Raw genomic sequence first — 24,765 nt, 5'->3', positions numbered from 1 at the left:
AGCCGAAGTGAGCAGTCGCGCTGAGAAGAATCGGGCAGCGCTCCGCTCCTCAGAGTTCTTTCGGATGCGCCCCTTCAGGCCGCCGACAGCTCGCACCATACGTACTTGCCGCGGCTGCCCTGTCTGGACAACGGCTGCCACCCCCACACGTCGGCACAGGCCCGCACCAAGGCGAGTCCGCGCCCATCCTCAAGATCTGCAGCCAGCTCGAATGACGTCGAGGGTGCAGGGGGCTCGGGGTCCGCGTCCCACGCACCGATGCGCAGCGTGCCAGGCGGTGACCATCGCACGCGGAGGGCTGCTGGCCCTTTGGTGTGCCGTACGGCGTTGGAGACCAGCTCTGTGGCCAGCAGCTCAGCCACATCGACGAGGCCGATCAGGCCATGCATGGTCAGGATCAATCGGAGAGTGCGGCGGCTGACCGTGACAGCGCGGAGGTCGTTGGGAATGGAGAGGGAGTACTCCCAGGGTTCGGATACATGCATCCGGGACTCCGTTTCACAGAAGGAATGGAAATGCGGGGCTGGTGTCAATGCCGCAGCCGTCATGGCACGACGAGGCGGTGCGCTTCCGGCACCCGGAGCCGCATCGTGTGCGGCGCACTACCGAAAGTAGGGACCAAATTTGGTCCCACGCAAGTCGCTCCCATAGTCTGTAGCTCGAACGGGTCATTTCAGTGCGGTAGTTGAGGCAAAGGGGGAAGCTGATGCCGCGCAGGCAGCAGGCAACTGCCCGTCAGCAACGCTTGGGTGCTGAACTGCGGAAGCTTCGCGAGGCCGCAGGAATCAAGGGGCGCGAAGCCGCCGCGCTGTTGGGAACCGACTCCGCCCAGATCAGTCAGATCGAGGCCGGTCTCGCGGGTGTGAGCGAGGAGCGGCTACGACGGATCACGGCGCACTACAACTGCACCGACCAGGAGTTGGTGGAGGCTCTGGCGGGCATGGCGGGTGACAGGTCGCCTGGTTGGTGGGAGGAGCATCGAGGTCTCCTCCCTGCGTCCTTCCTGGACCTGTCAGAGCTGGAGTACTACGCCACCCACCGATGGGACGTGGAGTTCCTGCACGTACCCGGGCTTCTCCAGACGGAGGAGTGCGCACGGGCACTCTTCTCGTCCCGCGTCCCCGAGCTGCCCGCTTCCGACCTGGAACGGCGAGTCCAGCACCGCATGCAGCGCCGCGTCATTCTGGACAGGGAACGGCGCACGACATACATGGCCCTCGTCCACGAGGCGGCGCTGCGCATGATGGTCGGTAGCCGCGCCGACGCACGGGCTCAAATGATGCGTGTTCTGGAGCTCTCCGAAGCAGACCACGTCACAGTTCGGGTGATCCCTTTCGGACTGGAGCACTTCGTCGACGTCGGCGCCGCCATGGTGTACGCGGGCAGCGTCGTTTCCAAGCTGGACACGGTCGTGCGCGACGGGCCCCACGGCACGGTTTTCGTCGATTCAGAAGCACAGCTGGCGGTGTTCCGAACACACTTCCGTAGGGTGGAGACGATGTCGCTCGATCCCGAGCGATCGCGTGAGTTCATCCACAAGCTGTCGAAGGAACTGTGAGGCACTCATGGCCGACCGTGTCCGCTGGCGTAAGTCCTCCTACTCCGGTGGCGGCGACGGGAACGCCTGCGTCGAAGTCGCATCGGGTCGCACCCGCGTCGGTATCCGCGATTCGAAGGCACCCGGCAGGGCGGCTCTCACCATCCCCGCCGCCGGCTTCACCGTCTTCCTCGAAGCACTTAAGAGCCCAACCAGCATGCCCTGAGGGTCCTGGGGCTCAACCGCCGGCTAGGCCACCCACTGCTCCCACGCCAGGTTCGCCACCAGCGCGAAGACCACCGTCAGCAGGACGACGCGGACGAAGCCGCTGCCCCGCTTGAGGGCCGTGTGGGCGCCGAACATGCCGCCGGCCAGGTTGAAGGCGGCCATCAGGACGGCCAGCTGCCACAGCACCGCGCCCTGCCAGGCGAAGGTGGCGAGGGCGCCCGCGTTGGTGCAGCAGTTGACGATCTTGGCGGTGGCGGAGGCGGTCACCAGGTCCAGGTGGAGCAGGGCGGTGAGGGCCAGGACCAGGAAGGTTCCGGTGCCGGGGCCGACGAGGCCGTCGTAGAAGCCGATGCCGAGGCCCGCGAGACCGATCGCGGCGAGGATCTGGCGGCGGGTGGCCGGGCCGGTGGCGGGCGCGGTGCCGAAGGCGGGGCGGAAGATCACGAAGGCGGCGACCGCGAGCAGCACCACCATGATCACCGGTTTCAGGACCTCGGTGCTCATCCCGGCGGCGAAGAAGGCGCCGCCCGAGGACCCGGCCAGCGCCGCCAGGCCGATGCGTACGGCGGTGCGCACGTCCACCGTTGCCTTGCGGGCGTAGGTCACCGCCGCGCCGGTGGTGCCGACGATGGCGACCGCCTTGTTGGTGCCGAGCGCGTGCGCGGCCGGGGTGCCGGAGGGCAGGCCGAGCAGGAGCGCGGGCAGGAGCAGAAGGCCGCCGCCGCCGACCACGGCGTCGATCCAGCCGGCCGCGAGTGCGGCGAGGCAGAGCAGGACGACCGTGGTCAGCGATATGTCGGGCATGATCGCGACCTTATGGACCGGATGGATGTGCCGTCCATCGAGATGAGGGACTTCTGAGGTTCCCGCGCACCCGGCCGGGACCCTCACACGCACCGGCCGCGCCCGCTGAGGGCAGCGTTCCCCGTGGGAAACAGAGGGGATGCGGCCGGGTAACACCCGCACCGCACGCTCGGTGCCATGACCTCGAATACGCGTGTGGTGGTGATCGGCGCCGGACTCGCGGGCGTGACGCTCGCCCGGCTCCTCGGTGAGCTGGGCACGCCCGCGCTGACGGTCGGCGACGAGGAGCACCGCCCGTACAACCGGGTGCTGCTCGCCGAGGTGCTGGCCGGACGGTACGGCCCCGAGGTGATCGCCCTGCCGGCGCCCGCCGGGCTGCTGCGCGGCCGGGTCACCGGCATCGACCGGGCCGGGCGGACCGTGCGCTGCGCCGACGGGTCCGTGATCGCCTACGACACGCTGGTCCTGGCCACCGGCTCCAACGCGGTGCTGCCGCCCCTGCGCGGCCTGTTCACCCCGGACCACGAGCTGCCCGAGGGCGTGCACGCGTTCCGGACGATGGACGACTGCCTCGGCTTGTCGAAGGCGGTACGGCCCGGGGTGCGGGCCGTCGTGATCGGGGGCGGGCTGCTCGGGGTGTCCGCCGCCCGTGCGCTGGCCGTGCGCGGCGCCCAGGTCGTCCTCGCCCAGCAGTCCGAGCGGCTGATGGAGCGGCAGCTCGACCCGGCGGCCTCCGCGCTGGTGCGGCGGCACCTGGAGGGCCTCGGCGTGGAGGTGCACACCGAGTGCCGGGTACGGGACGTGCGCAGCGTCGGCGGGGCGGTGCGGTCGGTGGAGATGGGCGACGGGTACGCCCTCGGCGCCGACCTGGTGGTGCTCGCCTGCGGGGTCCGGCCGCGGGTCGGGCTGGCGCGGGAGGCGGGGCTGGCGGTCGGCAAGGGCGTCCTCGTCGACGACGAGCTGCGCACCTGTGACCCGCACATCCGCGCGATCGGCGACTGCGCCCAGCACGCGGACCGCGTGTACGGCCTGGCCGCGCCCGCCCTCGAACAGGCCGGAGTGCTGGCCGAACTGCTCGCGGAGGGCGGGAGTGCCACCCGCCACTACACCGGCACCCGCGCACTGACCCGGCTCACCCTCACCGGGGCGGACAGCCCCTTCGACCCCCTCGACCTCGCCGCGTTCGGCGAGACCGACCCCCGCCCCGGCGACGACGTCGTGCAGCTCGCCGACGCCACCCGGGGCACCTACCGCAAGGTCGTCGTCCGTGACGACCGGCTGGTGGGCGGGGTCCTGGTCGGCGAACTCGGCACCGTCGGCGCGCTGGCGCGCGCCTGGGAGGGAGCAGAGCCGCTCCCCTCCGACGGCGGCCCCCTGCTCCACCTGCTCACCCAAGACGGAGGCTCCTGATGACCGCCACCCCGGGGAACCCCCCGACGATCGTGCTGGTCGGCCACGGCATGGTCGGCCAGCGCTTCCTGGAGGCCCTCGCCGAGCGCGGCCTGACCGGCACGCACCGCGTGGTCGTGCTGTGCGAGGAGCCGCGCCCCGCCTACGACCGCGTCCAGCTCACCTCGTACTTCTCGGGGAAGACCCCCGAGGACCTGTCGATGACCGACCTCGCCTTCCTCGACGAGCACGGCATCGAGCTGCGCGTCGGGGACCCGGCGGTGACCGTCGACCGGGAGGCGCGCAAGGTGACCGCCCGCTCCGGGCTGGTCGTCGAGTACGACGTCCTCGTCCTGGCCACCGGCTCCTACCCGTTCGTCCCGCCGGTGCCCGGCAAGGACGCCGAGGGCTGCTTCGTCTACCGCACGATCGAGGACCTCCTCGCCATCGAGGCGTACGCGAAGACCCGGGCGACGACCGGTGCCGTGGTCGGCGGCGGGCTGCTCGGCCTGGAGGCGGCCGGTGCGCTCAAGGGGCTCGGACTCACCTCGCACATCGTGGAGTTCGCGCCGCGCCTGATGCCGGTGCAGGTCGACGAGGGCGGCGGCGCGGCGCTGCTGCGCACCATCGAGGAGATGGGGCTGTCCGTCCACACGGGCGTCGGCACCCAGGAGATCGTGGTCGACGAGGCATCGGGTGCCGTCACCGGCATGAAGCTGTCCGACGGCTCCGAACTCGCCACCGACCTGGTGGTGTTCAGCGCCGGTGTCCGGCCCCGCGACCAGCTCGCCCGGGACTGCGGTCTCGCGGTCGGCGAGCGCGGCGGCATCAGCGTCGACGAGCGGTGCCGCACGGTCACCGACGAGCGCGTGTTCGCGATCGGCGAGTGCGCGCTGGCCGCCGACGGCCGGGTGTACGGGCTGGTGGCGCCCGGGTACGAGCAGGCCGAGACGGCCGCCGCCACCATCGCCGCCCAGGAGGCGTCCTTCACCGGCGCCGACCTGTCCACCAAGCTGAAGCTGCTCGGCGTGGACGTGGCCTCCTTCGGCGACGCGCACGGTGCCACCGCCGACTGCCTGGACGTCGTCTACTCCGACTCCCGCGCGGGGCTGTACAAGAAGCTGGTCGTCGGCCGCGACGGCACGCTGCTCGGCGGCATCCTGGTCGGCGACGCGGAGGCGTACGGCACCCTGCGCGCCTTCACCGGCTCGGTCCCGCCGGTCTCCCCCGAGTCGCTCGTCCTGCCCGCCGGTGCCGGGGCCCCGGCGCAGCTCGGCCCGGCCGCGCTGCCCGACGACGCGGTGATCTGCTCCTGCCACAACGTCACCAAGGGCAGCATCCGGGGCGCGGTGACGGAGCACTCCTGCACGACCGTGCCCGAGGTGAAGAAGTGCACCCGGGCCGGTACCGGCTGCGGCTCCTGCGTCAAGGTGCTCGGCCAGCTGGTCACCGCCGAGCTGGAGGCGAGCGGCGTCGAGGTCGACAAGGGGCTGTGCGGCTGCTTCGCGCAGACCCGCGAGGAGCTGTACGAGATCGTCGGCGCCCTGCGGATCACCTCCTACCGGGAGCTGCTGGACCGGCACGGCCGGGAGGGCGCGCGGGGCGGTGAGGGCTGCGAGGTGTGCAAGCCGGCGGTCGGTTCGATCATCGCCTCCCTCGCCCCGGCCATCGGCGCGAGCGGCTACGTCCTGGAGGGCGAGCAGGCCGCGCTCCAGGACACCAACGACCACTTCCTGGCCAACCTCCAGCGCAACGGCTCCTACTCCGTCGTCCCGCGCATCCCGGGCGGCGAGATCGCGCCGGAGAAGCTGATCGTCATCGGCGAGATCGCCCGGGACTTCGGGCTCTACACGAAGATCACCGGCGGTCAGCGCATCGACATGTTCGGCGCCCGCGTCGAGCAGCTGCCGCTGATCTGGGCGCGGCTGGTGGACGCCGGATTCGAGTCGGGGCACGCGTACGGGAAGTCGCTGCGCACGGTGAAGTCCTGCGTGGGGCAGACCTGGTGCCGCTACGGCGTCCAGGACTCGGTGCGCATGGCCATCGACCTGGAGCTGCGCTACCGGGGGCTCAGGTCGCCGCACAAGCTGAAGTCGGCGGTCTCCGGGTGCGCCCGCGAGTGCGCCGAGGCCCAGTCGAAGGACTTCGGCGTGATCGCCACCTCCAACGGCTGGAACCTGTACGTCGGCGGCAACGGCGGGGCCACCCCGCGCCACGCGGACCTGCTCGCGCAGGACCTCTCCGACGCCGAACTGGTCCGCCTGATCGACCGGTTCCTGATGTTCTACATCCGCACCGCCGACAAGCTGGAGCGCACCTCCACCTGGCTGGAACGCATCCCCGGCGGCCTGGACCACGTACGGGACGTCGTCGTGCACGACTCGCTCGGCATCTGCGACGAGCTGGAGTCCCTGATGCGGGCCCACGTCTCGCACTACCGGGACGAGTGGGCCGAGACGATCAACGACCCGGAGAAGCTGGCCCGGTTCGTGTCCTTCGTGAACGCCCCCGACACCCCCGACCCGGTGGTGGGCTTCGTACCCGAGCGCGACCAGATGAAGCCCGACCTGCCGCTGCTGGACATCGGCCGGCGGCCCGCCGCCGCAGACGACCTCCTGGAAGGAAGCACCCCGCGATGACCCTGGCACCCGAGACCCTCGCCCCCGACACGACCGGCCTGAAGGTCCGGCTGCGGCTGACGGACGACTGGTTCACGGCCTGCGACCTCGGCGCCCTGCTCCCGGGCCGGGGCGTGGCGGCCCTGCTGCCGGACGGCGGCCAGGTGGCCCTGTTCCGCGACCGGGACGGCGGGCTGTACGCCATCGACAACCGGGACCCGTTCACCGGCGCGGCGGTCCTCTCCCGCGGCCTGACCGGCACCCACCAGGGCCGCCCGTTCGTCGCCTCCCCGCTGCTCAAGCAGCGCTTCGACCTCACGACCGGGGAGTGCCTGGACGACGAGGCGATGCGGGTGGAGACGTACCAGGTGCGGGCCGTGAAGGCCGTGAGCGCCGTGAGCGCCGTGAACACCGTGAACACCGCCTGAGCCAGGCTTTCTTGACCGATCGTTTCAGATGAGCTTAGGCTGCGGATCGTGGCCAGGACCAAGGAGTTCGATCCGGACGCCGCGCTGCGGGCAGCCCTGGAGCTGTTCTGGCGGCGCGGCTACGAGGCGACGTCGATGGCCGACCTCGTGGAGCACCTCGGCGTCGGGCGCGCCAGCATCTACGCGACCTTCGGCAACAAGCGCGAGCTGTACCTGAAGGCGCTGGCGCGCTACGAGCAGGGGCTGCTCCCGGACCTGCTGGCGGACCTGTCCCGGCCGGGCCCGGCCCTGCCGGGCGTGCGGGCCCTGGTGCGGCGCTACGCCGCCGAGGCGAGCGCCGACGACTCGCGCCTGCACGGCTGTTTCGTCACCAACACCGCCGCCGAGCTGGCCGCGCACGACGCGGTCGCCGCCCGGCGGGTCGAGCGCAACTGGGACCAGTTGGAGACCGTGCTGCACACGGCGCTGGCCCGGGCCCGCGCCGAGGGCGACCTGCCGGCCGGGCGCGATCCGCTGGCGCTGGCCCGGATGCTGCTGGTCCTGCTCCAGGGCATGCGGGTGGTCGGCAAGGCCTCGCCGGACCCGGCCAGGATGCGGGACGCGGCGGAACAGGCGCTCGCGCTGCTCGACTGAGGAAACGGCCGCACCCCTCTCCGGAGGGGTGTCTTCACGGCAGGTGTCTTCACGGCCACATACTGAACCGATCGGTCAAGAAAAAGGGGAGATTCATGACCACCCAGCGCTTCACCGGCAGGACCGCCCTCGTCACCGGCGCGGGCTCCGGCATCGGACGGGCCGTCGCCCTCGCCCTGGCCGCCGAGGGCGCGCACGTCGTCGTCGCCGGGCGGGCGCGGGGACCGCTCGACGAGACGGCGGCCCTGATCGAGCAGGCGGGCGGCAAGGCGCTGGCCGTCACCGCGGACGTCACCCGGCGCGAGGACGTGGACGCCCTGGTGGCCGCGGCAGTAGATCACTTCGGCTCCCTCGACATGGCCGTGAACAACGCGGGCGTCTTCCGCGGCGGGGTGCCCCTCGCGGACCTGTCCGAGGAGGACTGGCACACGCAGCTCGACATCAACGTCACCGGTGTGTTCCTCGCCCTGCGCGCCGAGGTCCGGCACATGCGCACCCAGCCGGGCGGCGGCACGATCGTGAACATCGCCTCCACCTTCGGAGCGCACAAGCGCAGCCCCGGCGCCACCGCCTACGCGGCGACCAAGGCGGCCGTCTCGGCCCTCACCCGGGGCGCCGCCCTGGACCACATCGGGGACGGGGTCCGCATCAACGCCGTCAGCCCCGGCGCCACGGCGACCTCCATGTCCCTGCGGCCGGGCGAGACGGAGGCCGGGCGGGCCGAGCGGATGCGCGAGGAGACGCCGCTCGGCCGGGTCTCGGCGGTGGCGGAGGTCGCGGCGGCCGTGCTGTACCTGGCGTCCGACGACGCGGCGTCGGTGGTGGGGACCGACCTCGTGGTGGACGGCGGCCAGACGGCCTGAGCACCGGGGACTGCCCGCCCCCCTCGGTCCGCCCCGGCACCCTGCGGTCCGCCCCGGCGCCCCTCAGGCCGCCCCGGCGCCCCTCAGGGCAGCAGCGCCTCGTAGATGACGCCCGTCAGCCGTTCGGAGGCGGCCCACAGCCGCTCCCCCATCGCGTCGTCGATGGTCCAGGACGCCCGCCAGGACGGTGCGGGCGCCCCGCGCCACATCGCGAAGGACGGGCCGGTGAAGGAGTCGGAGGGGACGCCGGGCGCGGTCGCCGCGTACAGCACGGGCAGCGCGCCGGCCTCCGGGGGCTGGGCGACGACCCGGCTCCCGAGCCGCGCCAGCCGCTCGGCGAGCCGGCGCCCCTCGGCCCGGGGCCCGGCGGCGTGGAGTCCGGTCTCCGCGTACCCGGGGTGGGCGGCGACCGCGCGTACGTCCGAGGCGCCCTCCCGTGCCGCGAGCCGGCGCGCCAGCTCGTGGGTGAAGAGCAGGTTGGCGGACTTCGAGCGGGCGTACGCGGTCCAGCGTCCGTACCGCCGCACGCTGTTGAGGTCGCGCGGATCGACCCTGGCCAGCGCGTGCAGGAGGCTGGAGACGGTCACGATCCGGGCGCCGGGCGCGGCCAGCAGGGAGGGCAGCAGCAGCCCGGTGAGCGCGAAGTGCCCCAGGTGGTTGACGCCGAACTGGGTCTCGAAGCCGTCCGCCGTCGTGCCGTGCGGCAGCGCCATCACCCCGGCGTTGTTGACGAGGAGATCGACCCGCTCGTACGGCAGTCCGTAGGCGAACTCCCGGACCGAGGCCAGGTCCCCGAGGTCCAGCCTGGCCGGTTCCACGGCGGCGGCGGGCACCTCGCCCATCAGGCGCCGCACGGCCGCGCTCCCCCGCTCCTGGCTGCGGCAGGCGAGCACGACGGTCGCGCCCTTGCGCGCCAGCTCCCGGGCGATCACGTAGCCGAGGCCGCCGTTGGCCCCGGTGACGACGGCGACGCGCCCGTCCAGGTCGGGGATGTCGCCCGTGCTCCAGCCGGTCATCCGCGGCTCCTTCCCCGGTCCTGACCCGTCTCACCGTACGCGCCCGGCGCCCCTGAGCGGAGAGCTACCGTCCGGTCACGTCACGTTCTCATCACGAGTCCTTCATATCTCCACCACATCTTGGTCACCTCAATAGCTTCGTCACCTCATATCCGTCCATCCACACCGTTCCCGGGACTCTCGATGAAGCTGCTCCGCAAGCCCGCCGCCGTCACCGTCGCCGCACTCGCCCTGGCCGCCCTGCCGGCCGCCGCCGCCCAGGCCCACGACGGCACCCACCCGTTCAAGAACTGCACCGAGGCGTACGACGCCGGCTACTCCAACATCAAGGAGGGCGACAAGCACTACGGCGAGCACCTGGACCGCGACAAGGACGGCGTCGGCTGCGACAAGCCCCCGGCCGGCTTCGTGCCCGCCGACGACAAGGACACCGGCGCCAAGGACACGGACGACGCGGGCGCCGGGAGCGGGAAGGACTCCGGGAGCGAGCAGGGCGGCGGCGCCGAGGCCGCCGGGCAGCAGGGCACCGACCTGGCCGAGACCGGCGGCGACGACAGCACCCCGTACCTGGCGGCCGGCGGCGCGGTCGTCGTGCTCGCGGGCGGCGGACTGCTGCTGGCCGTGCGCCGCCGCCGGAGCGACGGCGCGGCCTGAACCGCCCCGCGCCCCGGCCCCGCGTCGCGCACCCCTGGAGCCCCGTCGGTCAGCGGCGGGGCTCCGGCGCCCTGAGACTGAACGCGGCGCTGCTCAGCCAGCGCCGTGCGGCCCGGGCCACCGGGCGCTCGACGAACCGCTGCACCACGTAGGACAGCGCGACCAGGACGGCGACGGTGACGCAGACCACCACCCACGGGTGGGCCCGGTCGCCGAAGTGGTGCATGACGTTGACGCCGATGGCGTCGTGCAGCAGGTACAGCGGGAAGGTCAGCGTGCCCGCGACGGTCAGTCCGCGCCAGCGGATGCGGCTGGTCCAGCCGAGCGCCACGGCGGCGACCAGCAGGAAGAACACCGTGATGATCAGGACCAGCCAGCCGCGCCCGGGCTGCCACACGTCCCAGTCCAGCCGGCCGCCGCCGGGCGTCAGCAGGTAGTGCAGTGCCAGCAGCCACGACATGGCGACGATGCCCCACAGCAGCGGGGTGGGGCGGTAGCGGTACATGAGGTAGAAGGCCATGCCCGCGATGAAGTAGGGCGCGGACGGCGGGTTCACCAGCAGGGTGAGCAGATGGATGTCGGCGCCGGGGGCCAGCACGGCGGCCACCGTCCACAGGCCGCAGTAGATCACCACCCGCTGGTACGTCAGGCCCTTCCACACCACGACCGCGAAGGTGAGGTAGAAGCACAGCTCGGGCCAGAGCGTCCAGTAGACGGAGTCCAGGTTCTCCACGCCCAGCGGCGTCTGGAGCATCGTCAGGTTGGCGAAGATCACGCGCGGGTGCGGCTGCCCGAACGGGTCACCGGCGAAGTAGATCACGCAGGCCGTGATCGCGATGGCCACCCAGTACATGGGGTACAGCCGGGTGACGCGGGAGATGAAGAAGTCGCGCGGGGTGCGGCCCCACGCGCTCATGCAGATGACGAACCCGCTGATCAGGAAGAAGAGTTCGACGCCGAGCCGGCCGTAGGCGAAGTAGCTCTGGGCCTCGGGGAAGACGCTGTCGACGGGGCGGCCCCACATGGTCCGCATCGTGGAGGGCACCTGACCGACGAAGTGGAAGAAGACCACGGACAGGGCCGCCAGGAACCGCAGTCCGTCCAGGGCGGCGAGCCGGTTGCGGGCCACGGGGGGCCCGGCCTCGGGGACTCTCTCCTCCGCGCCGGTCCGGGGGCTGGGCACCTTGCCCGCCGCCTGGTCCGCGCTCCCGTCCCGGTGGGCCGTACCGGCCGGTTCCCTGTGATCCGTCTGGGTCATCCAACCACCGTTCCGGGTGTCGGCCGCTGTCCGCTGCCAGGGCCCTGGGAGTCTGCTGACAGCTTGCTGCTGCTCAGCAGACAGGAATTCACACCGTTGCACGTGTCACAAAAGGCGGCACCCCCGCACGGGTGCCGCCTTTTCTGGTGGACCGGAGCCGCCGCCGATCGGTGAGGGTGGTCGGGTGACAGACGGCGGCTCCGGGGCCTTTGACCCCTTTCCGGGGTTACTTTGCCCCCTATCCGGGATTACCGGTGGTCGCTGCCCTTCGACCGCGACGCCGCCCGGCCGGCCTCCAGGCGGGCCACCGGGATCCGGAACGGGGAGCAGGAGACGTAGTCCAGACCGACCTCGTGGAAGAAGTGGACCGACTCCGGGTCGCCGCCGTGCTCGCCGCAGACGCCGAGCTTCAGGTCGGGACGCGTGGCGCGGCCGGCCTTCGCGGCGGCGGCGACCAGGGAGCCGACACCGTCCTTGTCGATGGTCTCGAACGGGGAGACGCCGAAGATGCCCTTCTCCAGGTAGGCCGTGAAGAAGCTGGCCTCGACGTCGTCGCGGCTGAAGCCCCACACGGTCTGGGTCAGGTCGTTGGTGCCGAAGGAGAAGAACTCCGCGGCCTCGGCGATCTGCCCGGCGGTCAGCGCGGCGCGCGGCAGCTCGATCATCGTGCCGATCGACAGCTTGAGCTTCGCGCCGGTGGCGGCCTCGACCTCGGCGATGACCTGGTCGGCCTCCTCGCGGACGATCTCCAGCTCCTGGACGGTGCCGACCAGCGGGATCATGATCTCGGCGCGCGGGTCGCCCTTGGCCGCCTTGCGCTCGGCCGCGGCCTCGGCGATGGCGCGGACCTGCATGGTGAACAGGCCGGGGATGGCCAGGCCGAGGCGGACGCCGCGCAGGCCCAGCATCGGGTTCTGCTCGTGCAGCCGGTGCACGGCCTGGAGCAGGCGCAGCTCGTTCTCGTGCGGCTCCTGGCGGGACTCCGCGAGCGCCACGCGCACCGACAGCTCGGTGATGTCGGGCAGGAACTCGTGCAGCGGCGGGTCCAGGAGGCGGACGGTGACCGGGAGGCCGTCCATCGACTCGAAGAGCTGGACGAAGTCCTGCTTCTGGAGCGGCAGCAGCTCCTTCAGGGACTCCTCGCGCTCGGTCTCGGTGTCGGCGAGGATCAGCCGCTCGACCAGCTCGCGGCGGTCGCCGAGGAACATGTGCTCGGTGCGGCACAGGCCGATGCCCTGGGCGCCGAAGCGGCGGGCGCGCAGCGCGTCCTCGGCGTTGTCGGCGTTGGCCCGCACCCGCAGCCGGCGCTTGCGGTCGGCGAAGGCCATGATCCGGTGCACGGCCTCGACCAGCTCGTCGGCGTCCTCGGCGCCCGCGTGCATGCGGCCCTCGAAGTACTCGACGACCGGGGAGGGCACGACCGGCACCTCGCCGAGGTAGACCTTGCCGGAGGAGCCGTCGATGGAGATCACGTCGCCCTCCTCGACGACGTGCCCGCCGGGCACCGTCATCCGGCGGCGCTTGGTGTCGACCTCCAGCTCCTCGGCGCCGCAGACACAGGTCTTGCCCATGCCGCGCGCGACCACGGCCGCGTGGGAGGTCTTGCCGCCGCGCGAGGTCAGGATGCCCTCGGCGGCGATCATGCCGTCCAGGTCGTCGGGGTTGGTCTCGCGGCGGACCAGGATGACCTTCTCGCCGGAGCGGGACCACTTGACGGCGGTGTACGAGTCGAAGACGGCCTTGCCGACCGCCGCGCCCGGCGAGGCGGCGATGCCCCGGCCGACCTTCTCGACCTTCGCCTCGTCGTCGAAGCGGGGGAACATCAGCTGGGCGAGCTGGGCGCCGTTGACCCGCTGGAGGGCCTCGGCCTCGTCGATCAGGCCCTGGTCGACGAGCTGGGTGGCGATGCGGAAGGCGGCGCCCGCCGTGCGCTTGCCGACGCGGGTCTGGAGCATCCACAGCTGGCCGCGCTCGATGGTGAACTCGATGTCGCACAGGTCCAGGTAGTGGTTCTCCAGCGTCTCCATGATCTGCATCAGCTGGTCGTACGACTTCTTGTCGATCTGCTCCAGCTCCGCCAGCGCGACGGTGTTGCGGATGCCCGCGACGACGTCCTCGCCCTGGGCGTTCTGGAGGTAGTCGCCGTAGACGCCCTGGTGGCCGGAGGCGGGGTCGCGGGTGAAGGCGACGCCCGTGCCCGAGTCGGGGCCCAGGTTGCCGAAGACCATCGAGCAGACGTTGACCGCCGTGCCGAGGTCGTGCGGGATGCGCTCCTGACGGCGGTAGAGCTTGGCGCGCTCGCCGTTCCAGGACTCGAAGACCGCCTTGATGGCGAGGTCCATCTGCTCGCGCGGATCCTGCGGGAAGTCCCGGCCGGCCTCGGTCTTGACGATCTTCTTGAACTTGGTGACGAGCTTCTTGAGGTCGGCGGCCTCCAGCTCGGTGTCGACCGCGACCTTCTTGGCCGTCTTCGCCGCCTCCAGCGCCTCCTCGAAGAGGTCGCCGTCGACGCCGAGGACGGTCTTGCCGAACATCTGGATCAGGCGGCGGTAGGAGTCCCACGCGAAGCGGTCGTCGCCGGCCTGCTTGGCCAGTCCCTGCACGGACTTGTCGGAGAGGCCGATGTTGAGGACGGTGTCCATCATGCCGGGCATGGAGAACTTGGCCCCGGAGCGGACCGACACGAGGAGCGGGTCGTCGGCCTGGCCGAGCTTCTTGCCCATCTTCGCTTCGAGGGCGTCGAGGTGCGCACTCACCTCGTCGCGCAGTGCCGCCGGTTCCTCGCCGCTGTCGAGGTAGGTCTTGCAGGCCTCGGTGGTGATGGTGAAGCCGGGAGGGACCGGGAGACCCAGGTTGGTCATCTCGGCGAGGTTGGCGCCCTTGCCGCCGAGGAGGTCCTTGAGGTCCTTGTTGCCCTCGGTGAAGTCGTAAACGAACTTCGCTGCGTTCGCTACCTGGGGATCTTTGTTTTCCGACACGGGTCTCGACTCCTCGAGGACGCGGTGGCTGCCCTGACGGCGAGGAATGTACCCAGATCAAAGGCCTGTGGGTACGTCCACGTGTGCGTCATGCGCCTGTAACCACCCGTCCGCCAGCGGATCGAAAGTCAAGGCTTGGCAAGCGACCGACCGCTTGTGTTTTCACTTCTTGAACGCATGAACTCTCGTATGCCGAACTCTCCGCTCACCTGAGCGCCATTATCTACGTTTGAGTTCGCTCGATGAACGATCAACGCATGGCACTCAGTGCCACACCTTGGAGAAGTGGAGTCGTCCAAGATCCGCTCATCTGAGCACCACCCCTATCAGAGGTGGCGAGAATCACGCTCCCACAGACCGCCGGATTTCACCATGCGGACCGTGAACGGACCGCCGGTGCCGGACGTACGAGAGTGCGGCGGGTCCCGGCCCCCTCGCCGGGGCCCGCCGTCCACCGGGTTTCGCACGGAAGGACCTTCGGGTGCCCGTCATCACGCCTTTCCGCCGGCCGCCGCAGACAGCCGACGACGACCCCGACACCCCTGGCGCACCCGGACCCGCCCCGCTGAAGGCCCGCACGGCCCTCAAGGCCCTCAAGGCCCTTGGAGCCCTTGGAGCCCGCCTCGCCCGCTGGCGCGCGTGGCGCTCCCAGCACCCGCGTGCCGCCGTCGTGGTCCGCCGGGTCACCACGGCTCTTTCGGCCATTCTGGTGCTCGGGGCGCTGCTGCTGCCGAACACGCCGGCGGCCCTGGAGCCCAACCGCTTCGCACGGATCCCGGTGGAGGCGGTCGTCGCGGCGGTGCTGCTGCTCTGCCTGCCCCGGGTGCCGCGCCTGGTGGCGGCCGCGCTGTTCGGGACCGTCCTGGGCGCGCTGACCGTGCTGAACCTGCTCGACATGGGCTTCACCGAGTACCTGGGCCGGAACTTCAACCTCGTCCTGGACTGGGGCCTGCTGGACGACGCCCAGTCCTTCGTGGCGGACTCGATGGGCGGGGCGACGGCGGCCTGGGCCGCGGTGGGCGCCGTCGTGCTGGCCGGCTCGCTGCTGGTGCTCACGGCGCTGGCGGCGGTCCGGCTCGGTGAACTGCTCGCCGCGCACCGGGAGCGGGCGGCCCGGGGCGCGCTGATGACGGCCACCGTGTGGATGACCTGCGCCTCACTGGGCCTGCAGACCTTCGGCGTGCCGGTGGCCACCACCAGTGCCTCCCGGGCGATGGAGGCACAGGCGCACCGGGTCGTGGACACGCTGCGGGACGAGGCGGCCTTCGCGAAGGAGGCGAAGGCGGACCGCTTCGGCGCCACACCCGGCGCCGAGCTGGTGCCGGACCTGCGCGGCAAGGACATGGTCTTCACGTTCATCGAGAGCTACGGCCGCAGCGCGATCGAGGACCCGGTGATGGCACCGGGTGTCGACCGGACCCTGGACACGAGCACCGAGGCGCTGGCGAAGGCGGGCTTCCACGCCCGCAGCGGCTGGCTGACCTCGGCGACGTACGGCGGCAGCAGCTGGCTCGGCCACTCGACCTTCCTGTCCGGCCTGTGGGTGGACAACCAGCAGCGCTACCGCACCGTCACCGCCGGCGACCACCTCACGCTCACCAAGGCCTTCCAGAAGACCGGCGGCTGGGACACGGTCGGGATCATGCCGGGGGTGCAGAAGGCCTGGCCGGAGGCGGACTGGCACGGGCTGGACAAGGTCTACGACGCCTTCGACATGGGCTACCGGGGGCCGAAGTTCAGCTGGTCGACGATGCCGGACCAGTACGCGCTGGAGGCGTTCCAGCGCCTGGAGCACGGCAGGAAGCGCGACCGGCCGCTGATGGCGGAGGTCATCCTCACCTCCAGCCACCAGCCCTGGGCGCCGATCCCGCGGATGGTCGGCTGGGACGAGGTCGGCGACGGGTCGGTGTACGACGGCATCGAGGCGGCGGGCGTGCGGGCGCCCGACATCATCACCGACTCCGCCCGCTCGAAGGAGGAGTACGGCAAGTCGATCCAGTACTCGGTCACCAGCCTCACCCAGTGGCTGGAGCGCTACGGCACCGACGACACCGTCCTCGTCTTCCTCGGCGACCACCAGCCGCTCGCCCGCGTCAGCGGGAACAAGGCCAGCCGGGACGTCCCGGTGTCGATCGTCGCCAGGGACCCGAAGGTGCTCGACGCGATCGACGGCTGGGACTGGACGGAGGGGCTGAAGCCGGCCCAGGACGCCCCGGTGTGGAAGATGAGTTCCTTCCGCGACCGCTTCCTGACCGCGTACGGCTCGACTCCGCATCCCACCGGTGCAGGGGGCTGATCAGCCGCCGGAGGTGTCCAGCTCCGCGTCCGCGCCGATGCCCGCGCAGTCGTACGGGTCCTTGAGCCAGCCGTCGGGCAGGACCACCCGGTTGTTGCCGGAGGTGCGGCCGCGGGGGCCGTCGGCGCCGGTGGGCCAGGGCTGGTCGAGGTCGAGTTCGTCCAGCCCGGCGCGCAGGGCCTGGAGGGAGGAGGTGATCGCGAGCCGCTTGCGCATCTCGGAGCCGACGGCGAAGCCCTTGAGGTACCAGGCGACGTGCTTGCGGAAGTCGATGACACCGCGTGCCTCGCCCGCCCGTCGCCCACCACCACCCTCAACGGTGGCCCTTCGGGCCGTCCCTCCATTTTCGATCCACTCCCCGAGCAAGGTCGCGTGCCGGACCATCACGTCGGCGACCTCGCGCAGGGTGGGCCGTACGAACGCGTCGGTGCGGCCCTCGAAGGCGGCGACCAGGTCGGCGAAGAGCCACGGCCGTCCGAGGCAGCCGCGTCCGACGACGACGCCGTCGCAGCCGGTCTCGCGGACCATGCGCAGCGCGTCCTCGGCGGACCAGATGTCGCCGTTGCCCAGCACCGGGATCTCCGGGACGTGCTCCTTGAGGCGGGCGATGGCGTCCCAGTCGGCGGTGCCGCCGTAGTGCTGGGCGGTGGTGCGGCCGTGCAGGGCGATGGCGGTGACGCCCTCCTCGACGGCGATCCGGCCGGCGTCGAGGTAGGTGAGGTGGTCGTCGTCGAGGCCCTTGCGCATCTTCATCGTGACGGGCAGGTCACCGGCGCCGGTGACGGCCTCGCGGACGATGGCCCGCAGCAGGTGCCGCTTGTACGGCAGCGCCGAGCCGCCGCCCTTGCGGGTCACCTTGGGCACCGGGCAGCCGAAGTTCAGGTCGATGTGGTCGGCCAGGTCCTCCTCCGCGATCATGCGGACGGCCTTGCCGACGGTCACCGGGTCGACGCCGTACAGCTGGATCGAGCGCGGGGTCTCCGTCGCGTCGAAGTGAATCAGCTGCATGGTCTTCTCGTTGCGCTCGACCAGCGCCCGGGTGGTGATCATCTCGCTCACGAACAGGCCCTTGCCCCCGCTGAACTCACGGCACAGCGTGCGGAACGGCGCGTTGGTGATCCCGGCCATCGGCGCCAGCACCACCGGCGGGGCGACGGTGTGCGGGCCGATCGGCAGGGGTGCGGCGGCGGTGCCGGGGGCGGGCGTGGTGAGCGTGGACATTCCCCCATTGTCACGCACGCGGGGCGGTGCCCGTCGCGCCCTGTGGACGAAGACCCGTGCGCCCTGTGGACGAAGACCCGTGCGCCCTGTGGACGAAGACCCGTGCACCAGTCATTAGTTAGACGCACTATCGAAGTAGGCGTAGGCTGGAGTTCATGCCCGAGCTCACCCATCGCCGCCGCATGCTCGTGCTCGCCATCTGCTGCATGAGTCTGCTGATCGTGAGTATCGACAACACGATCCTCAACGTCGCCCTCCCCTCCATGCAGCGCGACCTGCACGCGAGCACCTCGGGCCTGCAGTGGGCCATCGACGCGTACACCCTGGTGCTGGCCGCGCTGCTGATGCTGTCCGGCTCCACCGCCGACCGGATCGGCCGCAAGCGGGTCTTCATGACCGGCCTGGTGATCTTCACTCTCGGCTCGCTGCTGTGCTCGCTGGCCCCCGACCTGTCCTCGCTGATCGTCTTCCGGATGATGCAGGCGGTGGGCGGTTCGATGCTCAACCCGGTCGCGATGTCGATCATCACCAACACCTTCACCGACCCGCGCGAGCGCGCCCGCGCGATCGGCGTCTGGGGCGCGGTGGTCGGCATCTCCATGGCCGCCGGTCCCCTGGTGGGCGGGGTGCTGGTGGAGTCGGTCGGCTGGCGCTCGATCTTCTGGGTCAACCTGCCGGTGGGCCTGGCCGCCCTGCTGCTCACCCTCCGCTTCGTCCCCGAGTCCCGCGCGCCGAAGGCCCGGCGCCCCGACCCGCTGGGCCAGCTGATGGTGATCGTGCTGTTCGGTTCCCTGACGTACGCGATCATCGAGGCGCCGAACTCCGGGTTCACGCACGTGCTGCCCTTCGCCGTCCTGGCGCTCGCCGCGCTGACCGGTCTGCTCGTGCACGAGCCGCGCCGCACCGATCCCCTCATCGAGCTGCGCTTCTTCCGGTCGGCGCCGTTCAGCGGGGCCACCGTCATAGCGATCAGCGCCTTCGCCGCGCTGGGCGGCTTCCTGTTCCTGTCCACGCTGTATCTCCAGAACGTGCGCGGACTGAGCGCCCTGGAGGCCGGCCTGTGGATGCTGCCGATGGCCGTGCCGACCTTCCTGTGCGCCCCGCTCGCCGGCCGGCTGGTCGGCAGCCGGGGACCGCGCCTGCCCCTGCTGATCGCGGGCGGGGCGCTGACCGTGAGCGGGACCCTCTTCGCCGCCTTCGAGGCCGAGACGTCCGACCTCACCCTCTTCCTCGGCTACGTCCTGTTCGGCATCGGCTTCGGCTTCGTCAACGCGCCCATCACCAACACCGCGGTCTCCGGCATGCCCCGGGCCCAGGCCGGGGTCGCCGCGGCCGTCGCCTCCACCAGCCGCCAGCTGGGCCAGACCCTCGGCGTGGCGGTGGTCGGCGCGGTGCTGGCGGCGGGCGTGAGCGGCTCGTCGTACGGCGACACATTCGTCTCCGCCGCCCGCCCCGGCTGGTGGATCCTGGCCGCCTGCGGCCTCGCGGTCCTCGTCCTCGGCGCCGTCACGAGCGGCCGCTGGGCCCACCGCACGGCGGAGCGTACGGCCGAGCACCTGGAGTCGCCGGAGGTGCGGGAGGCGGCGCGGGCGGGGACGTGACGCCGTAATCCACTGGAGACCGGTGGAACCCGCGCACTACCGTGCGACACCGGTCCGTCGGCGCCCGGCCGACGGCGACACGGTCCCGGGCCGAACCGCGGCCTGGAAAGGGGCGGTTGCATGGCGGACGCGGCAGACTTCTACACCGGCATCGTGGCGGAGTCCTACGGTCCGCTGAAATCGTTCTCCCCCGATCCGGAGCCGTACGCCGACTTCGTCCGGGAGTGCGGCGGGCCCGCGCTGGAGCTGGGCTGCGGGGACGGCGACCCGCTGCTCGCCCTGCGCCGGCAGGGGCTGGACGTGGAGGGCGTCGACTCCTCCGCCGACATGCTGGAACGCTGCCGCGAGCGGGCGGCCCGCGAGGGCCTCACCGTCACCGTCCACCACCAGCGCATGGAGGAACTCCGCCTGGACCGCCGGTTCCGTGCGGTCTTCCTGGCCGGGCCGACCTTCAACCTGCTGCCGGACGACGCCACCGCCGAGGCGGCTCTGCGCCGGGTCCGCGCGCACCTGACGGACGACGGCACCGCCCTGATCCCGCTGCACATCCCGGCCCCCACCCCCGCGGAACACCTTGGGGCGGTCCGCACGGCCCCCGCCGCCGACGGCGCCGAGCTGCGTTTCTCGATGGTGTCCGAGGAACGCGACGAGGACGCCCGCACCCAGACCGCCGTACTGCGCTACGAACGCCGGCTGGGCGGGGAGAGCACCGTCGTGGAGCGTGCCTGGGCGCTGCACTGGTACCGCAGGTCCGACTTCGAGCGGCTCGCCGCGGCGGCCGGGCTGGCCCCCGTCCCGGACACCGACGCCGACGGCGACGGCGACGGCGACGGCGAGGACACCGGCCTCCTGACGTTCCGGCTGCGCGTCGCCGGTGCCGCGACGGGCTGAGGCCCCGCCTCACCGCACCGCCCGCGGCAGCCGTTCCGCCGCCCTCGGCCAGTACTTGACGATCGCGTCCTCCACGCCCGGCAGCGCCCGCTGCCCCGCCAGTGCCAGCGCGATGGCCGCGGCCACGCCCGTCCACGCGACCGGGCCGAGCGGGGTGCAGCCGAAGAGGCGGCTGGCGCCCGGGGTCTGGACTAGGGCGACCAGGGCGGCGGCGGAGCCGAGGGAGGTGACCTGGACCAGGCGGCTGTCGCGGCGGTCGGCGAGGGTCTGGGCGAGCTGCGTGCCGACGACCGCGCACAGCGCCATGGTCGTCGAGCGGCGCCGGGTGCCCGGCGTGAAGCGGCCCAGCAGCCAGGCCGCGGTCGCGCCGAGCGCCGTGGTCAAGGCCCGGTGCCGGATCTGCCGGAGCAGGGGCTCGCCCAGCACCGCCGTGCCGAGCGGCGCGCCCGCGTCGGCGGCCTCCTGCTCCGGATCGCCCGTCTTGGTCACCGCGACCGCCATCGCGGGGAACAGGTCGGTGAAGAGGTTGACCAGCAGCATCTGGCGGGTGGACAGCGGGGCGGCGCCGCCCAGCACCGTGCCGAGGATGCCGAAGCCGACCTCGCCCGCGTTGCCGCCGATCAGGATGGCGATGGCGTCGGCGACGCTGTGCCACAGGGCACGCCCCTCCCGTACCGCCTCCACCAGCACGAGCAGGTCGTCGCCCGTGACCACCAGGTCGGCGGCGTTGCGGGCGGCGGCCGAGCCGCGGGCGCTGATGCCGACGCCGATGTCGGCGGCCCGGATCGCGGCGGCGTCGTTCGCCCCGTCGCCGACCATGCCGACGACCCGCCCGGCGTCCCGCAGCGACTCGACGACCTGGAGCTTCTGCTCGGGTGCCACCCGGGCCACGACGTCCGCGTCGCGCAGCATCCGGGAGCGGGCGGTGCGGTCGGCGGCGGCCAGTTCGTCGCCGGTGACCACGACCGCGTCCTCGGGCCAGCCCAGGTCGACGGCGATGGCGTGGGCGGTCTGCGGATGGTCGCCGGTCAGCACCACGGGCCGTACGCCCGCCTCGCGCAGCCCGCGCACCAGCGCCGGGGAGGTCTCGCGGGCCACGTCGGCCAGCGCGAGCAGTCCGGTGAACTCCAGCTTCGAGGGCTGCTGTTCGAGGACGTCGGCCGCCTTCTCGCCCTTGGCCAGGGTCCGCCGCGCCACCGCGATGATGCGCAGTCCGTCTCCCGCCAGCCGCTGCGCCACCTCCAGGGCGTGCCCCGGCAGGTCGGCGCAGGCGGGCAGCACCGTCTCCGGGGCGCCCTTGACCACCAGCACGGCGGGGCCGCCGGAACGGCCGGAACCGCTGGAACCGCCCTCGCGTCCGACGGCGGCGGCGTAGCCGCGGGAGGTCTCGAAGGGCAGGCCCTCCTCCTGCGTCCAGTCGGGGTCGTCCCCGGCCGCGTCCAGGACGGCCTCGTCGGTGGCGTGCGTGGGCCGGGCACCGTCGCCGTCCAGCCGCGGGCAGGCGCGCGCGGCGGTCCGTACGGTCTCGGCGGTCTCCGGGTCGCCCGCCCGGCGGACCGTGCCGTCGGCGCCCGCGATCCGGGACAGCCGCAGCCTGTTCTCGGTGAGGGTGCCCGTCTTGTCGAAGCAGACGGTGTCCATCCGGCCGAGCGCCTCCAGCGTGCGCGGGGTGCGCACCAGGACGCCCCGGCGGCTCAGCCGGCGGGCCGCGGCGAGCTGGGCCACGGTCGCCACCAGCGGCAGTCCCTCGGGCACCGCGGCCACCGCCACCGACACGCCACCGGCGACGGCCTGCCGGATCGGCGCCCCGCGCAGCAGCGACAGCCCGGTCACCGCGGCGCCGCCCGCCAGGGTGAGCGGCAGCGCCTTGCGGGTCAGCTCCTGGAGCCGCGCCTGCACTCCGGCCGCGGACGGCGTACGGGCCGCCAGCGCGACCGCGCGCGCCGCCTCGGTGTGGTCGCCGGTGTCGACGACGACGGCGCGGGCCCGCCCGGCCACCACGGTCGTGCCCTCGAAGACCATGCAGTACCGCTCCGCCACGGGGGCGCGGGGCGCCGGGTCCACGCGCTTGTCCACCGGCAGCGACTCACCGGTCAGCGCGGACTCGTCCACCTCCAGACCGTCCTCCCACAGCAGCCGCGCGTCGGCGGGCACCACGTCGTCCGCCTTCAGCTCGATCACCTGGCCCGGGTGCAGCTTGGCCGCGTCCATGATCCGCGGCTCGCCTTCCATGGCGAACTCCGCGCCGTTCGGGCCGAGTTGCTCCTCGGCAACCCGGGCCTTCTGCTTCTGCTCCGCCAGCAGCCCGGACAGCGCCCGCTCGGCGCGCAGCCGCTGGAAGCCGCCGACCAGCGCGTTCAGGTCGAGGGCACCGACCACGAGCAACGCGTCCACGACCGACCCGAGGATGGCGGAGGCGGCCGAGCCGACCGCCAGCACCGGAGTGAGCGGATCGTCCAGCTCCCCGCGTACGGCCCGGGCCAGCTGCCACGACCAGCGGACCGGAGCCAGCACGGGCACCCGCCCCGCCCGGTCGGCGGCCGCCCGCAGCCCGGCCGTGGCCTGTTCCACGGCGGTCGGCTCGGGTTCGCGCTCCCGCTCCAGCCGGTCCCGTACGTCCTGCGGGTCCAGCGCGTGCCAGGCGACCCGGGCCCGGGGGTGCGGGGCGCGGGCCGTCGCCACGCCGATCGCCGCCCTGGTGCCGGACAGCAGGGCCAGCGCCGCGCTCGCGTCGACCGGCGCGTGCCGCATCCCCAGCAGCGACGACACGCCGCCCCGGCTCCTGCCGCGCGCCTCGCCGACCGCGACCAGCAGACCGGACAGCGCGGCCCCGGACCGGGCCAGCGTCTGCGACCGGCGCCCGACCGCACGCGCGACCGGCACCGCCCGCAGCACCCGCCACACGTCGGCGAGCCCCTGCGGCGCGAGCACGTCCGCGCCCCACGCCACCGGGCAGTCCCCGTCGGCCAGCGCGACCGCCACGTCCCCGGCGAGCAGCCCGGCCGACACGGACCCGTCGTCGCCGGGCAGCGGCCGTACGACGGTGACGACGCCGCCCTCGGCGCGCAGTCCGGCCACGACGTCCGCGAGCGGGAGCCCGGCGCCGACGACCTGGTCGGCGAGTCCGGTGAAGTCGGCCAGGGCCGGGTCCTCGACCATGACCACGCGCAGTCCCGCGCGCCGCGCCGCGTCCAGCACGTCCTCGGTCCACGGGTCCGCGCCCGCGTCCGGCACCCGCAGCGCGCTGGGGTGCAGTACGACCGTGCGGGCCATCTCCAGCTGCCGCAGCCGCCCGGGATCGCGCACCAGCACGCCCGTGCGGGACAGCGCGGCGCTCAGTACGGCGTGGAAGGCGGCGGGCCCGTAACGGGCGGCCTTGGGCGAACCGGCGAGCACCGCCTCCGCCGCCTCGGCCAGGTCGTGCTTGACCAGCAGGGTCGCGGCGGCGCCCGCCACGCTGCCCGCCGAGGCGTGGGCGGCGTAGTCCTGGGCCGGGGAGGTGCGCGGCGGCGGACGCAGGGCGGGGGCGGCGGGCAGGCTGTCGCGGCCGGGGACGCACAACCGGTCGTGCACGACCTCGAAGGCGGCACCCCGCGCCACCGCCTCCGTCAGCTGGCACACGCGCAGCGCCCCGTCGAGCACCAGCGAGGTGGGGCTCTGCCCGGCGCCGTGGACGGCGGCGTTGGCGGCGGCCAGCGCCACGTCCATGCGGTGGTCGCCGAGCCGCTCGCGCAGCCAGGCGCGGAAGGCCGGGTTCTCGCGCAGCAGCGTCGCGACGGCGGTGACCAGGCGGGGCGAGGGCGGCAGCCGCAGCCGCGCTCCGGTCACGGCGGCGGCGATGCCCAGCGCGTCGGCGCCGAGCGCGGCCGCCGCGACGCGCACCGGGGCGGGGTCGCCGGGGTGGTCCGTCTCGTCCACCAGATCGTCGCCCACGAGATCGTCGCCCACCAGGCCGTCGTCGACCCGTTTGGCAGGGTCGGTGAGGCCGGTCCGGTCCGCCTGGTCCACCCGGGTGAGTCCGTGGCGTTCGGCGAGTTCGGTGGCGTGGTCCATGACGCGGTCGGTGAGCGTGTCCTCGGTCGCGGTCACCACCAGTCTGGCGAGACCGGTGTCCCAGTAGGCGGACAGCACGTCCGGGTGCTCGGCCAGTGCCGCCGCCACCCGCCGTCCCACCCGCTCCGTACCGCCCGCCCGGCGCACCTCGTCCCTCGCGACCGGCCGCAGCGCGAGGTGCGCCCGGGGCCCGGCCCGCCAGTCCCGCGATCCCCCGGGCAGCGCGGCGCGGGCCACCCGTGCCGCCCGCGCCGCGAAGTCGGCGCCGCGCACACCGGCCCGCGCGGTGCCTGTCTC

The 24,765-nt window shown here is 72.8% G+C and carries 18 protein-coding genes; 11 read left to right on the top strand and 7 right to left on the bottom strand.

Annotation, left to right across the window (positions count from 1 at the left end; genetic code table 11):
- Positions 1 to 74: 74 nt before the first annotated feature.
- A complete protein-coding gene (locus ACFV9J_RS20600; RefSeq protein ID WP_385356156.1) occupies positions 75 to 485 on the bottom strand; it encodes an ATP-binding protein in 411 nt (136 codons plus the stop codon).
- 221 nt (positions 486 to 706) lie between these two features.
- Between ACFV9J_RS20600 and ACFV9J_RS20595 the strand changes: the two genes are divergently transcribed.
- Positions 707 to 1,558 carry a helix-turn-helix domain-containing protein gene (locus tag ACFV9J_RS20595; protein WP_385356154.1) on the top strand — a complete coding sequence of 284 codons (852 nt, stop codon included), beginning with the start codon at positions 707 to 709 and terminating at the stop codon, positions 1,556 to 1,558.
- 7 nt (positions 1,559 to 1,565) lie between these two features.
- A complete protein-coding gene (locus tag ACFV9J_RS20590; RefSeq protein WP_385356153.1) occupies positions 1,566 to 1,763 on the top strand; it encodes a DUF397 domain-containing protein in 198 nt (65 codons plus the stop codon).
- 23 nt (positions 1,764 to 1,786) lie between these two features.
- On the opposite strand, the gene ACFV9J_RS20585 is transcribed toward ACFV9J_RS20590, so the two are convergent.
- The gene (locus ACFV9J_RS20585; RefSeq protein WP_385356152.1) at positions 1,787 to 2,569 is read right to left on the bottom strand and encodes a sulfite exporter TauE/SafE family protein; all 783 of its coding nucleotides are present in this window, start codon (positions 2,567 to 2,569) and stop codon (positions 1,787 to 1,789) included.
- A gap of 177 nt (positions 2,570 to 2,746) precedes the next feature.
- On the opposite strand from ACFV9J_RS20585, the gene ACFV9J_RS20580 reads away from it, so the two are divergent.
- From ACFV9J_RS20580 to ACFV9J_RS20560, 5 genes are all read left to right on the top strand, one after another.
- Positions 2,747 to 3,979, top strand: coding sequence for an NAD(P)/FAD-dependent oxidoreductase (locus tag ACFV9J_RS20580; RefSeq protein WP_385356150.1), 1,233 nt, complete (start codon positions 2,747 to 2,749; stop codon positions 3,977 to 3,979).
- Entirely contained in the window at positions 3,979 to 6,597 is a 2,619-nt protein-coding gene (gene nirB, locus ACFV9J_RS20575; protein ID WP_385356148.1) for a nitrite reductase large subunit NirB, read from the top strand. Before ACFV9J_RS20580 ends, nirB begins: the two co-directional genes overlap by 1 nt.
- A complete protein-coding gene (gene nirD / locus ACFV9J_RS20570) occupies positions 6,594 to 7,004 on the top strand; it encodes a nitrite reductase small subunit NirD (protein ID WP_385356147.1) in 411 nt (136 codons plus the stop codon). Before nirB ends, nirD begins: the two co-directional genes overlap by 4 nt.
- Before the next feature lie 48 nt (positions 7,005 to 7,052).
- Positions 7,053 to 7,637, top strand: coding sequence for a TetR/AcrR family transcriptional regulator (locus ACFV9J_RS20565; protein WP_385356146.1), 585 nt, complete (start codon positions 7,053 to 7,055; stop codon positions 7,635 to 7,637).
- 95 nt (positions 7,638 to 7,732) lie between these two features.
- A complete protein-coding gene (locus tag ACFV9J_RS20560; protein WP_385356145.1) occupies positions 7,733 to 8,500 on the top strand; it encodes an SDR family NAD(P)-dependent oxidoreductase in 768 nt (255 codons plus the stop codon).
- Positions 8,501 to 8,583: 83 nt separating this feature from the next.
- Here the strand turns inward: ACFV9J_RS20560 and ACFV9J_RS20555 are convergent, their stop codons facing one another.
- Entirely contained in the window at positions 8,584 to 9,516 is a 933-nt protein-coding gene (locus ACFV9J_RS20555) for an oxidoreductase (RefSeq protein ID WP_385356144.1), read from the bottom strand.
- Between the two features lie 183 nt (positions 9,517 to 9,699).
- On the opposite strand from ACFV9J_RS20555, the gene ACFV9J_RS20550 reads away from it, so the two are divergent.
- Positions 9,700 to 10,170 (top strand): LAETG motif-containing sortase-dependent surface protein, encoded by a 471-nt coding sequence (locus ACFV9J_RS20550; RefSeq protein ID WP_385356143.1) that lies wholly within the window; start codon positions 9,700 to 9,702, stop codon positions 10,168 to 10,170.
- Positions 10,171 to 10,219: 49 nt separating this feature from the next.
- Here ACFV9J_RS20550 and ACFV9J_RS20545 read toward each other — a convergent pair whose 3' ends face one another.
- Together ACFV9J_RS20545 and ppdK are read right to left on the bottom strand one after the other, a co-directional pair.
- On the bottom strand, positions 10,220 to 11,428 hold the full coding sequence (locus ACFV9J_RS20545) for an acyltransferase family protein (RefSeq protein ID WP_385356141.1): 1,209 nt from the start codon (positions 11,426 to 11,428) through the stop codon (positions 10,220 to 10,222).
- 248 nt (positions 11,429 to 11,676) lie between these two features.
- Positions 11,677 to 14,406 (bottom strand): pyruvate, phosphate dikinase, encoded by a 2,730-nt coding sequence (gene ppdK / locus ACFV9J_RS20540; RefSeq protein WP_385356139.1) that lies wholly within the window; start codon positions 14,404 to 14,406, stop codon positions 11,677 to 11,679.
- A gap of 481 nt (positions 14,407 to 14,887) precedes the next feature.
- On the opposite strand from ppdK, the gene ACFV9J_RS20535 reads away from it, so the two are divergent.
- Complete coding sequence (locus tag ACFV9J_RS20535) at positions 14,888 to 16,702, top strand: CDP-alcohol phosphatidyltransferase (RefSeq protein ID WP_385356138.1); 1,815 nt, start codon at positions 14,888 to 14,890, stop codon at positions 16,700 to 16,702.
- Here ACFV9J_RS20535 and dusB read toward each other — a convergent pair whose 3' ends face one another.
- Positions 16,703 to 17,923: a tRNA dihydrouridine synthase DusB gene (gene dusB / locus ACFV9J_RS20530; protein ID WP_385356136.1), complete on the bottom strand. Its 1,221-nt coding sequence runs from the start codon at positions 17,921 to 17,923 to the stop codon at positions 16,703 to 16,705.
- 155 nt (positions 17,924 to 18,078) lie between these two features.
- Between dusB and ACFV9J_RS20525 the strand changes: the two genes are divergently transcribed.
- The gene (locus tag ACFV9J_RS20525; protein WP_385356135.1) at positions 18,079 to 19,524 is read left to right on the top strand and encodes an MFS transporter; all 1,446 of its coding nucleotides are present in this window, start codon (positions 18,079 to 18,081) and stop codon (positions 19,522 to 19,524) included.
- A gap of 120 nt (positions 19,525 to 19,644) precedes the next feature.
- The gene (locus ACFV9J_RS20520) at positions 19,645 to 20,415 is read left to right on the top strand and encodes a class I SAM-dependent methyltransferase (RefSeq protein ID WP_385356133.1); all 771 of its coding nucleotides are present in this window, start codon (positions 19,645 to 19,647) and stop codon (positions 20,413 to 20,415) included.
- A 9-nt stretch (positions 20,416 to 20,424) separates the two neighbouring features.
- Here the strand turns inward: ACFV9J_RS20520 and ACFV9J_RS20515 are convergent.
- Positions 20,425 to 24,765: cation-translocating P-type ATPase (locus tag ACFV9J_RS20515; protein WP_385356132.1), on the bottom strand; the 4,341-nt coding region annotated here is incomplete at its 5' end.

The organism is Streptomyces sp. NPDC059906, from assembly GCF_042730645.1.
Taxonomy (GTDB): Bacteria; Actinomycetota; Actinomycetes; order Streptomycetales; family Streptomycetaceae; genus Streptomyces; species Streptomyces rubrogriseus.
The sequence above is the reverse complement of the archived record's forward strand: the minus strand, read 5'-3'. Positions and strand labels throughout refer to the sequence as shown.

Excerpts from the sequence above, each read along its gene's own strand:
- ACFV9J_RS20590 (WP_385356153.1), top strand. The coding sequence starts at position 1,566 with ATGGCCGACCGTGTCCGCTGGCGTAAGTCCTCCTACTCCGGTGGCGGC.
- ACFV9J_RS20550 (WP_385356143.1), top strand. The coding sequence starts at position 9,700 with ATGAAGCTGCTCCGCAAGCCCGCCGCCGTCACCGTCGCCGCACTCGCC.
- ACFV9J_RS20580 (WP_385356150.1), top strand. The coding sequence starts at position 2,747 with ATGACCTCGAATACGCGTGTGGTGGTGATCGGCGCCGGACTCGCGGGC.
- dusB (WP_385356136.1), bottom strand. The coding sequence starts at position 17,923 with ATGTCCACGCTCACCACGCCCGCCCCCGGCACCGCCGCCGCACCCCTG.
- ACFV9J_RS20585 (WP_385356152.1), bottom strand. The coding sequence starts at position 2,569 with ATGCCCGACATATCGCTGACCACGGTCGTCCTGCTCTGCCTCGCCGCA.
- nirD (WP_385356147.1), top strand. The coding sequence starts at position 6,594 with ATGACCCTGGCACCCGAGACCCTCGCCCCCGACACGACCGGCCTGAAG.
- ACFV9J_RS20600 (WP_385356156.1), bottom strand. The coding sequence starts at position 485 with ATGCATGTATCCGAACCCTGGGAGTACTCCCTCTCCATTCCCAACGAC.
- ACFV9J_RS20560 (WP_385356145.1), top strand. The coding sequence starts at position 7,733 with ATGACCACCCAGCGCTTCACCGGCAGGACCGCCCTCGTCACCGGCGCG.
- ACFV9J_RS20520 (WP_385356133.1), top strand. The coding sequence starts at position 19,645 with ATGGCGGACGCGGCAGACTTCTACACCGGCATCGTGGCGGAGTCCTAC.
- ACFV9J_RS20555 (WP_385356144.1), bottom strand. The coding sequence starts at position 9,516 with ATGACCGGCTGGAGCACGGGCGACATCCCCGACCTGGACGGGCGCGTC.
- ACFV9J_RS20545 (WP_385356141.1), bottom strand. The coding sequence starts at position 11,428 with ATGACCCAGACGGATCACAGGGAACCGGCCGGTACGGCCCACCGGGAC.
- nirB (WP_385356148.1), top strand. The coding sequence starts at position 3,979 with ATGACCGCCACCCCGGGGAACCCCCCGACGATCGTGCTGGTCGGCCAC.
- ACFV9J_RS20595 (WP_385356154.1), top strand. The coding sequence starts at position 707 with ATGCCGCGCAGGCAGCAGGCAACTGCCCGTCAGCAACGCTTGGGTGCT.
- ACFV9J_RS20525 (WP_385356135.1), top strand. The coding sequence starts at position 18,079 with ATGCCCGAGCTCACCCATCGCCGCCGCATGCTCGTGCTCGCCATCTGC.